Origin of the sequence: Bacteroides sp. 43_46 (assembly GCF_001915455.1) — a bacterium.
Classification (GTDB): domain Bacteria; phylum Bacteroidota; class Bacteroidia; order Bacteroidales; family Bacteroidaceae; genus Bacteroides; species Bacteroides caccae.
In genome coordinates this window covers 1,884-11,631 of the sequence record NZ_MNQN01000058.1, presented here as the reverse complement: position 1 = coordinate 11,631, position 9,748 = coordinate 1,884, and the positions used below count along the sequence as shown (strand labels likewise).

Annotated in this window: 9 protein-coding genes; 1 reads left to right on the top strand and 8 read right to left on the bottom strand. The window is 44.1% G+C overall.

Annotated features, from left to right (window positions below; genetic code table 11):
• A partial coding sequence (locus BHV72_RS05940) for a helix-turn-helix domain-containing protein (protein WP_195402363.1) occupies positions 1 to 202 on the top strand: 202 nt, incomplete at its 5' end.
• Between the two features lie 461 nt (positions 203 to 663).
• Here BHV72_RS05940 and BHV72_RS05935 read toward each other — a convergent pair.
• The 8 genes from BHV72_RS05935 to BHV72_RS05900 form a co-directional block, all read right to left on the bottom strand.
• The gene (locus tag BHV72_RS05935) at positions 664 to 2,067 is read right to left on the bottom strand and encodes a Gfo/Idh/MocA family protein (protein ID WP_025066804.1); all 1,404 of its coding nucleotides are present in this window, start codon (positions 2,065 to 2,067) and stop codon (positions 664 to 666) included.
• 110 nt (positions 2,068 to 2,177) lie between these two features.
• On the bottom strand, positions 2,178 to 2,648 hold the full coding sequence (locus BHV72_RS05930) for a DUF5018-related domain-containing protein (RefSeq protein ID WP_223804981.1): 471 nt from the start codon (positions 2,646 to 2,648) through the stop codon (positions 2,178 to 2,180).
• 24 nt (positions 2,649 to 2,672) lie between these two features.
• A complete protein-coding gene (locus tag BHV72_RS05925) occupies positions 2,673 to 4,616 on the bottom strand; it encodes a RagB/SusD family nutrient uptake outer membrane protein (protein ID WP_005942003.1) in 1,944 nt (647 codons plus the stop codon).
• A gap of 8 nt (positions 4,617 to 4,624) precedes the next feature.
• A complete protein-coding gene (locus BHV72_RS05920; RefSeq protein ID WP_005942001.1) occupies positions 4,625 to 7,747 on the bottom strand; it encodes a SusC/RagA family TonB-linked outer membrane protein in 3,123 nt (1,040 codons plus the stop codon).
• A 341-nt stretch (positions 7,748 to 8,088) separates the two neighbouring features.
• Positions 8,089 to 8,271, bottom strand: coding sequence for a hypothetical protein (locus BHV72_RS05915; RefSeq protein ID WP_018451981.1), 183 nt, complete (start codon positions 8,269 to 8,271; stop codon positions 8,089 to 8,091).
• 363 nt (positions 8,272 to 8,634) lie between these two features.
• Complete coding sequence (locus BHV72_RS05910) at positions 8,635 to 8,781, bottom strand: hypothetical protein (RefSeq protein WP_172775308.1); 147 nt, start codon at positions 8,779 to 8,781, stop codon at positions 8,635 to 8,637.
• 4 nt (positions 8,782 to 8,785) lie between these two features.
• On the bottom strand, positions 8,786 to 9,178 hold the full coding sequence (locus BHV72_RS05905; protein ID WP_004320820.1) for a hypothetical protein: 393 nt from the start codon (positions 9,176 to 9,178) through the stop codon (positions 8,786 to 8,788).
• Between the two features lie 38 nt (positions 9,179 to 9,216).
• Positions 9,217 to 9,747, bottom strand: a complete 531-nt coding sequence (locus BHV72_RS05900; RefSeq protein ID WP_286855136.1) for a sigma-70 RNA polymerase sigma factor region 4 domain-containing protein — start codon at positions 9,745 to 9,747, stop codon at positions 9,217 to 9,219.
• Between the last annotated feature and the right edge of the window lies 1 nt (position 9,748).

The window sequence follows — 9,748 nt, the reverse complement described above, 5'->3', positions numbered from 1 at the left end:
GATGGCGGGCGAGAACTTCTATACGGACCGCGAACTGGCTGAAAAGCTGAAAGTGAGCCGCCGCAGCCTGCAACAGTACCGTGACAGCGGCCTGCTTGCCTTCACCCGGCTGGGCGGCAAGATATTGTACCGTTCTTCCGATATCGAGAAGCTGCTTGACAGCTGCTACCGGGAGGCGAGAACCAGGCCGGAGGAACTTTAGGAAAGTTCCGTATGGGATCATGAATGAAGGAGGTGTGTCACACCTTCTTTATTCATGCACAAAGCCCTGACTTTCACAAACAAAGGCTTGTTATTACCTAAGATTTCGTATCTTTAAGAATAAAGATTCATACAGAATCACAGGCTCAGGAAATACAGGCGGAAAGCAAAAGAGTCATTATGTTCCGAAGAAGGATTAAAACACTGAGGACAAAGATGCATAAATCTATAATATGAACTACAAACTGTGTGGAAAAGAAATCTACCGCAAGGATTTTTGTGATATATTTGGAAAAATGTACCAATGCCTATAGATAATATTTATAGAAAGATGGATAATTTCTATAAAAAAGTTGTCTAAAAACACATATTTCACAACAGGTGTTTTTAGACAAATCTTTGTTGTTAATTAACCTAAATCAGCTATATACACAGTCAGTATTTTATATTGTCAGAATCAATTTATTCTGTCCAAGCATGACGATATCCTTGTATTTTATTCCAATAACCACGAGTAAAATCAGGAACAGCTACAGGAACATTTCCGTTTTCTATTGAAATCCGGGTAAGCTCAGCCATGCAGCACCATTCTGCCAAATCATATACGTCCATATCCAACGGTAATCCATTACGCAGGCAATATACCAGACGGTAATCCATTATATAATCCATTCCACCGTGCCCGCCTACCTTCTTGGCAGCTTCTTCCAATTCCTGATGGATAGGATGTTTATATTTTCTCATCAAGGATTCTTTCACCGTATTGGAAACAGCCGTATGCATATTGAGATTCTCATGGTCAGGCATATCAACGGTCCGGATTTGGTCGGGGCGGAAGCAGTACTCCTCAATGGGATATTTGTTGGCATATCCATTGGTACCTGTCAATTGATACATGCGGCTGTAAGGGCGTGGATTCATTACATCATGTTGAATATGAATCGTTTTTCCCTTTTCGGTACGGATAAAGGTCATGGTATGGTCACCGTTTTGGAAATCCGGTGCGCTTTCTTTCTGGTATTGTTTTACTAATTTCGGACCGGTTACAGCTTTGGTATCCATTGCCACCAACGTTTTCATACGGTCACCACGGTGAATGTCAAGTAACTGACAGGCCGGTCCCATGCCATGGGTGGCATAAATATCACCACGGAAAGCACGGTTATAGTCCAACCGCCAGTTGTTCCAATAGTAAGGCCAAAACTCTTCCAAATTGTGGATATAAGCGCCTTCAACATGCAGAATTTCACCAAACAAGCCTTGTTGTGCCATATTCAATGTGGTCAATTCAAAAAAGTCATATACGCAATTCTCTAATTGCATACAATGCTTACGTGTCTTTTCGGATGTATTTATCAGTGCCCATATTTCGTTCAGTGTCATGGCTGCAGGAACTTCAATGGCTACATGTTTGCCATGTTCCATGGCGTAGACACCCATTTCGGCATGATGTTTCCAGTCCGTTACAACATAAACAAGGTCAATGTCGTCACGGTTGCATAATTGTTTCCAAGCATCTTCCGCACCTGAGTAAGTCGCAGCTTCCGGCATACCGGAACTGACCAGCGTCTTTTGTGCCTTTTCCACCAGTTCAGGACGCAAATCGCACAACGCTTTGATTTGTACACCCGGGATGTGGGTCCAACGCTCCACGGCACTGATGCCACGCATGCCCACCCCAATAAAACCTACACGGACCGTGTCAATTTTAGGTGCTGTCAGTCCAACCGCATCCTGTTGCCCGGCAGGACGTTCGGGTACGGCTATCTGAATGGGTTCATAAGGCTGTTCACAAGTTTTAGGGACTGACGTACAACCAGTAAAGCATAATAAAGCCGTCGCTATTGAAAATAATGTTTTACGCATACTCATGTATTATGTTAGTATTTTAATATTTAAGGAAGAGATGAGATGGACAGCGCAGCCGTTTCCACCCCATCAAATCTTCCCGATTCTTCAATTATTTGTTCAGGAAATTATTCTTGTAAGAAATACGCTGTAATAGTCCATACTTTTTTACTTCCATCGGCAGCGGTGATTTCATATTTGTTGGGTTTGCTCCAGTCCCCCGGTTTACCCAGTACGGCTGCTCCATCTATGGGTTGAATCATGGCTGCTGTAGAAATATTAAGTGAAACCACTACATTTGACATCGTGAATTTAGGTCTTTCTTCAGCCGGGAAATTGCTGGGAAGCTTGCATTCAAAAGAACTTGTTCCTGTTTCTGCATCCGCCTGAAAATTATCATAACTCAAGGCCGATTGCAGAACTTGTTGTTCACCACTGCCGGGAATGGTTTGAGAACCATAATAACGATGATAAACACCGGCTATGCCGATGATATCTTTGCCTTTATATGTATCCAGATCTTCGAGATTGCTATCCAGGCAAGATGTTGTAAATACAGTCAAAAGCAAGATTGTAATAATATTAAATATTTTTTTCATATTCATTGTCTATAAATTAATGGATTACCAGCCTTTATTTTGTACATGATCCAAACCATAAGCCTCACGGGTATTCAGAAAACTTTGGTTAATTGGCAAAAGATAGCGTTTTTCTGTAAATTTACGCTGGGCGCTATTGTTCAGGGTCATTTGACCAACCAGCAACTTGCTCCGGTCCCGGCTGATGGACATTTTGTATACCGGCCGGTCAAGGTCATAAATGATATCTCCGGCATCACGACCATGATTGGCATAACCGCCATATTTCCCCCAACGCAGATAACTGTAATAAATGTCACCGCCCTCATTAGTCAGCTCACAGTTTCGTTCACGAATATAATCCGTCCACGCTTCTTCTTCTGTAGCGGCAGTAGACTCGCTCAATCCGCCATGTATGGTACGTGTCATGTTCAATGCTTTCACCGCATTGGGCACATCATGTTTCAGCAGATAGGCTTCAGCAAGGTTCATATAGGCCTCTCCCAATCGAACGATATTGAAATGCAATGCCACCTGGCAATTATGGTAAGCTCTGGGTGTAGGGTTTTCAATGTTGCCTTTACGCCAATAATAACCGGTAGTGGTATTGTACCAGCCTCCATCTTCCTTGTCACGGACACCTGCTGAGAGGTTTCCACCCAAATTGAGCTCAACAGTCTCACCAATCCAGGAGCATTTGTCATAAACTATGGCAGTATAGAAACGGCGGTCACGCCCGCTGTACATCAGTTCGCTCAAATCCCGGTCAGCCCCCTTGTTTAACTGATGGTAACGGGTAAAAGTGGGATAGCTTTTGTTAAGCTGCTTTAAATCTTGTGGCGTAGGAATACGGCGCGCATCACCATTTACTTGCTTGTATGCATCTACCTGACCTGCTTCGGTAATACTGGAAGGGTCAAGTACGGTTACGTTATTTTTATATTGGGAAGTTTCATACCAAGGCATTGCCTTACCGGTTTCCTCATCGGTCACAAGAAACTGGTCAACCAGGTCTTGTGTGGGAAAGTAAATGGCCCACCCTTCGAATGTCTGCCCATTTGCCTGTTTTAATGCTACCGGCGATTGGGAATTGATCACGTTATCGGTGGAAACATTCGGATAAGTACGCATCAGTTCTTCAAAACTGGAGACATACGTATTTTCTTTTTCACGGTAATATCCCCAGAGAATTTCCGGATTATATAAATCCGTTTCGTTGAAAAGACCGTTTGAATTGCTTAACTCAACCCCACTATTGCTGATCACATCATTGGCAGCTGTAATAGCCACGTCCAGATAAGAGGCATCACCGGTATAGGCATAGGCTTGCAGGGCGGCTCGGCTCAGTAAAACTCCCGCCGCCCAACGTGTTGGCAAACCAGAAGCATTCTCGATCGGCAGGTCGTTTGCCGCAATTTGCAAATCTTCTATGATTAACTTGTAGCTTTCCGATACATCCTCGGTCATCGGAATATTGACAGCCTCAGGATTCTCAACTGTAAAGACTTCTTTTACAGGAACAAAACGTCCCATCTTACGTGCCTGGTCAAAGAAAATCATACCACGCATCAAGTTTCCATGTGCCTTTAGCTCTATCTTTTCTGTTTCGTTTAAGGTAGAGCTGTTTTGCACATTGGTAATAATCATATTGACTTTACGCAACAAGCCAAAACGGTTGACTCCCCAATCATTGCCTGTGCTCAATCCCAATTCTGTGGCTACGTTGTCAATACCCTCGCCAACCTGTGAGCAGAGCACACCGTTGGGAGTTCTTGCTTCCCAGGAAATGCTGGATCCACTGCCGGCATATCCGCTATTAATTACTGCATCATAGGTGGAGTTGATAAAACCTTCCACGGTGGCTTTGCTGCCCCATACGGTCTCATCATCAAAACTTGTTGTCGGGCGTGTATCCAGCGTGTCGATGCAAGAGTTCAGTATCATAAGGCTGATACCCAATATTCCATATTTATATATATTTCTCATCATACAATTATTTAAAATCCTAAATTTAAAGTCAATGCTATGGTTCTTTCAACCGGATAACCGTAATAGTTGGTATCGGACGGTTCCGGATCCATTCCATATTTGGTCGCTTGCGAAATGGTAAAAATATTCTGACCGGATATGCCCATCTTACAACGGGTCAGCCAAGAGACATTTTTCAGCAGGCTGTATTTAAAATCATAGCCGAACTGAAAGTCCTTCATACGCAGGTAAGCACCGTTAATCAGCCAAAAGTCACTGCTTGCGTAGTTGTTATTCTGATTCAAAGCTGTATTTGCCATCAGACGCGGGTATTGTGCGTCACGGTTATCCGGAGTCCAAAAGTCTGTTTGATAATCGTAAGCCACTGGCATGCCGTAGGTCTGGCCGGTCTGCATACCCAAACTACCTGCAACATACATATTAAATTTGGTAGATCCTTGGAACAGGGCACTCAGATAAAAGCCCTTATAACTCATATTTAAATTGATGCCGAATTGTCCACGCGGCTTGCCTGATTTTCCCAAACGGCGTTTGTCCGCATCAGTAATCTGACCGTCGCCATTCGTATCCTGATACTTTATATCGCCAGCTGTAAGATAACCAGAATTCAAGGCACCGGTAAAACCTACCGAATTGTAAACGTCCTCAGCACTTACGTAATATCCTAAGTTATGATACAGCAGACCGTAATATCCTTTATTCTGCTGAGTCCGTTGATATGGATTCATCACGGATGACTCACCTTCACTTTCATCCAGGGCCATCAGTTCATCAAAGTAGGTGAGATTGGCTGACACATCGTACTTAAAGTCACCGATATCATCTCTCCAGCCCAGTTGAAGTTCAAATCCGGCACGACGGTGTTCACTATCCGATTTTACCCTGGGCAGCCCTACGCCCAAGGCGGTATTGAGATAACTGTCACCACGCGGAGCCACCAAATAGCCCTTTGTCGAGTAGTAAAAATAATCAAATGAGCCATAAAGGCGGTTGTTCAAGGAAGCAAAGTCAAAACCGAAGTCCATCTGTCTGGTGGTATACCATGTCAAGTCCGGAGAAGCCAAGTTTCCTTCTGTAAATCCGGGAGTATATTTTCCGTTAACAACATAGGCATAAGGATTATAACTATAGGTGGTCATATATTGGAAACGGCCCGCAGACTCATCCAGACCGGTTTCACCATAAGAGAGGCGGAGCTTCAATGAGTTCAGGATATTTTTTTCTACCAGTGGTTGCATGAAGCCTTCCTCCGTCACCACCCATCCTAACGATCCGCTGAAAAAAGCGCCCCAGCGGTTGCCGGGTGCAAACCTGTCAGAACCATCATAACGTATGCTTCCTTCCGCGTAATATTTATTGGCATAATTATATTTCACCTGCCCGATCCAAGCAGCGCGTCCCAGTTCGACTTCACTACCGCCATTGGTTTGGGAATTGGCATCACCAACCTCAATCTGATCTATGTCAAATGTATAGTTGGTACGCTTCCCCCAATAACTGTCACCCCATTCATAGTATTGCTCAAAACCTGCCAAAGCCGACAATGAATGTTTGCCGAACAGATTGGCATACTCTATAAATGCCTGATTGGTGAATGAATAGCCTGACCCGTTAGTCACACTAAGTTGGGGTTTGTTGGCATAAGTGGCTTCTTGTGAATCCCAATCATATTGGGCGGCATCTTTACGCCAACTTTTATTCTTGGAACCGTAATAGCGATAATTGCTGGCTGCACGTACCTTCAGACCTTCCACCCAAGGCACTTCCCAGACCACTTCGCCACGACCGTTGATCACATTGTCAACATTACGGTTATAACCAGCATCCTTGGCTGTTTCCGCCACCGGATTATCAGTCAGGTTATAGGGAAGTCCATACTTGTTGACACCCGGATAAGTGGAGGGCCGGTCGTTTATGTGTGAGAAAACCGCATAATAATTGCTCGCCGTGGAGGTATTGGGATGGGTGGTCTTTTGCCAATAACCGTCAATGGTTGCATTAATGCGCAGACCGATGGACTCAATGAACGAAGACTGTGCCAAACGGAAATTCGTGCGTTTCATCCAGTGGTTGTCGTTTTTATAAAGCGAATTCTGGTCGATATGTCCCAAAGAAACATAATACTGGTTGTTTTGTGATCCTCCGGTTACACGTATCGAATGCTTACTTTGTGGAGCCCAGTCATTCAACACTAATTTACGCCAGTCAGTATTGGCAAAGTTCAACGGATCGCTACCGGTGCGAAAAGCCTCCAACGCTTCTTCACTGTACATAGGTTCGGCACCATCATTGGCACGGGCAATGTTGGCATAGACAGCACGGTCATAAGACCCCATTTTTTCCGGCCAGATAGATGGCTGTGAAAAACTCATGTTGAAATCGTATTCAACAGTGGGCTTGCCTTCCTTTCCACGCTTGGTAGTCACCTGAATAATACCGTTGGTAGCCCGTGAACCGTAAACTGCCGTTGCCGAGGCGTCCTTCAATATTGACATTGCCTCAATATCATCCGGACTTAAATTTTGGAAGTCGGCAGCAGAGCGGATAACCCCGTCAATCACATAGATGGGAGCTCCTCCTCCACGGATACTGATGCTGGGAGTTGAATTGATACCACCTCCGCTGGCTTGCACAATCAAGCCGGGGGCACGCCCTGCCAGACCTTGTGCAATGTTGGTAACAGGAATATTTGCCATCTGGTCAGTCTTTACCGTTGATACAGAGGCAATCAAGTCACGTTTGGTAGTACTGCCATAACCTACAACTACCACTTCATCCAAAGTTTTGGAATCTTCTTTCAAAATGATTTTTAAAGGTTTTCCATTCCACACAACTTCCACATTTACATAACCTACATATGAGGCAACAATAATATCACCTTTTTTTACATTAGGAATACTAAAGTCACCATCCAGTCCGGTTATAGTTCCGTTGGTTGTACCTTTGACAACCAATGATGCACCAATAACGGTCTCACCGTTTTGATCCACCACGATGCCTGTGCATACATTATTCTGTTGCGCAGAATACATGCCCGTAGTTGCTGCATAATGTGCGGCTTGAAGATATCCGGTAGAAAATCCAGATAAAAGCAACATCACGCTTATCAGCTTTAGTTGATTTTTTTTCATAGATTTAATATTAAAAATGTATTTGAAACAATTTTTGTTTTGATTGGTGAATTGTAGAAATGGTTTTTAAATAGTTTTTGTCATAGATTAAATATTTAAGTTAATATGTTAACAAATTAGTTTTTTAAAAAAGGTTATTTTGATATTTATATGCAAATATATAAATACATTTAATAAAAAAGTTATTTTCCTGCATTTTTTTGGAAATATTTTTTAGCAAGAGTCAAATTATTTAAGATTTTAATGAGGTATGTTTTTCTGTTATATAAGTTTCCAATATAATTTTTCATAAAGAGTTGCCACCTTGCAACGACTAAATACTAAGAATGCAATGTTGCTTATTAGGACAGGAATGACATGGAAGCAGACATTATTTGTTCAGTGCTGGTTATGAGATATTTAAGCGGAAGGAATACTTGCTTTTTATCATTGGCAAATGTATATTTGGCTGTGTGTGGGCTGACGCGGACATTGCAGCCGGCCTTTTCGCCTGTGCGTTTCAGGCTGCTTTCTATGTTCCCCACATCCCCTACGGGAAATAGGGACAGCAGTAAAAATATGATAGAGAGAACAGCTGTGGCCTTGTTTTTTTGCCTATTCCATTTTTTTATGATTCCCTTATATCAATCCCAGTGTGTTGCCATATGGAATATTATGGCAACAGGGAACAGCACACTGCCCAAAACATGAAACATAGCCAAATTATGCCAGATTTCATGGCTGTTCCCACGCCCAGTCACATGCGGTCTAAACCAAGATATAACAGACACAATGAATAAATCTATCAAAATCCAATTAATTACAAAAGTTCTTTTCATACGCTTCCAATTTTATTATATTGCAAAGGGCACTACTTTTATTCTCAAGGCCTTTATTCCATTATGTCATTATGAAATTGGGGCGGGCCGTGTATCGATAGAACGGTCCGTTCCCGTAATGGCGGCGCATAAAAACAGGCACACCCTCCGGGCTCCTGTCCCGTCGGATGCGCCTGTTTCCGTCATGTCATATACAGCCGGACTCCTCCGGCCCATGCCTTTATCTGAGTATCGGGTTCGAGAGCAGTATCTTGTAATAGGCTACCCCGCCAATCTCCACCGGCATTCTCGCCATCATGAACTGCACGCTCTTCCTTTCCACCTTCGCCTGCCGCATGAGCCTCTGCACGATAAACCCCGCCGAGAACCTTGCGCATCTTTTGTCCTTCCAGACGATGAACCCCTCGCTGTCGTCAGCCCGGCAGATATACCAGTCACCCGTCTCGTCGTCGTGGGCGAAGTTCACCCGTCCGCCGCCGAGGATTCCCAATTCGATTGACATCGTCTTTGACAGATAGACAGTCCCCCTGCTGTCAAGGTTGATGGTCCGCTTACCCTTGTATGTGACTTCCTGCGGACGGGAGTTTTCCCTGTTGTATACTATCAGTGCCATAATTGTCCTTCTTTTATCGGTTGAACTGTTTTCGTTTTTCAATACATGAAGCTTTCCACCGCCAGCATCTGACTTCTCCATGCGAAACCGCTGTGGGTACGTACTGCGTCCACTATCCTGCATACTTTCTGCGATATGGCCGATGCCGAGATACCCATGCATTCCGCCAGCGCCTTGAACGAGAACTGCGCCTCATAGAACCTGAGCATGAACATCCGGTATTCCTCGTAGGAGAATTTCTGCCTTACGAAACGCAGTATGTCCTTAACCAGCCTCTCGCACCCGTTCAGGTCGTCCTCGGAAAGGAATTTTGCCTCCTCGCCACATCGGAGGAAGAAATCATCTTCAGGGTGTGCATACCGGTTCTCCCTTTTAATCTTTGCCAGGGCCGCCTTTTTGTAGCATCCGATGAAATACGCGTCATAGTCCGTTATGTCCTTTCCGGGAACCAGCACCTGCCTTCTTACGAAAAGGTAGGTGTCATGGAAATTGTCCTCGTCCAGCATTCCGTACCGGCGTAACGTTCCTCTCAACCTGTCATAGGATTTTGTGAACCACTCGTTGAACAGT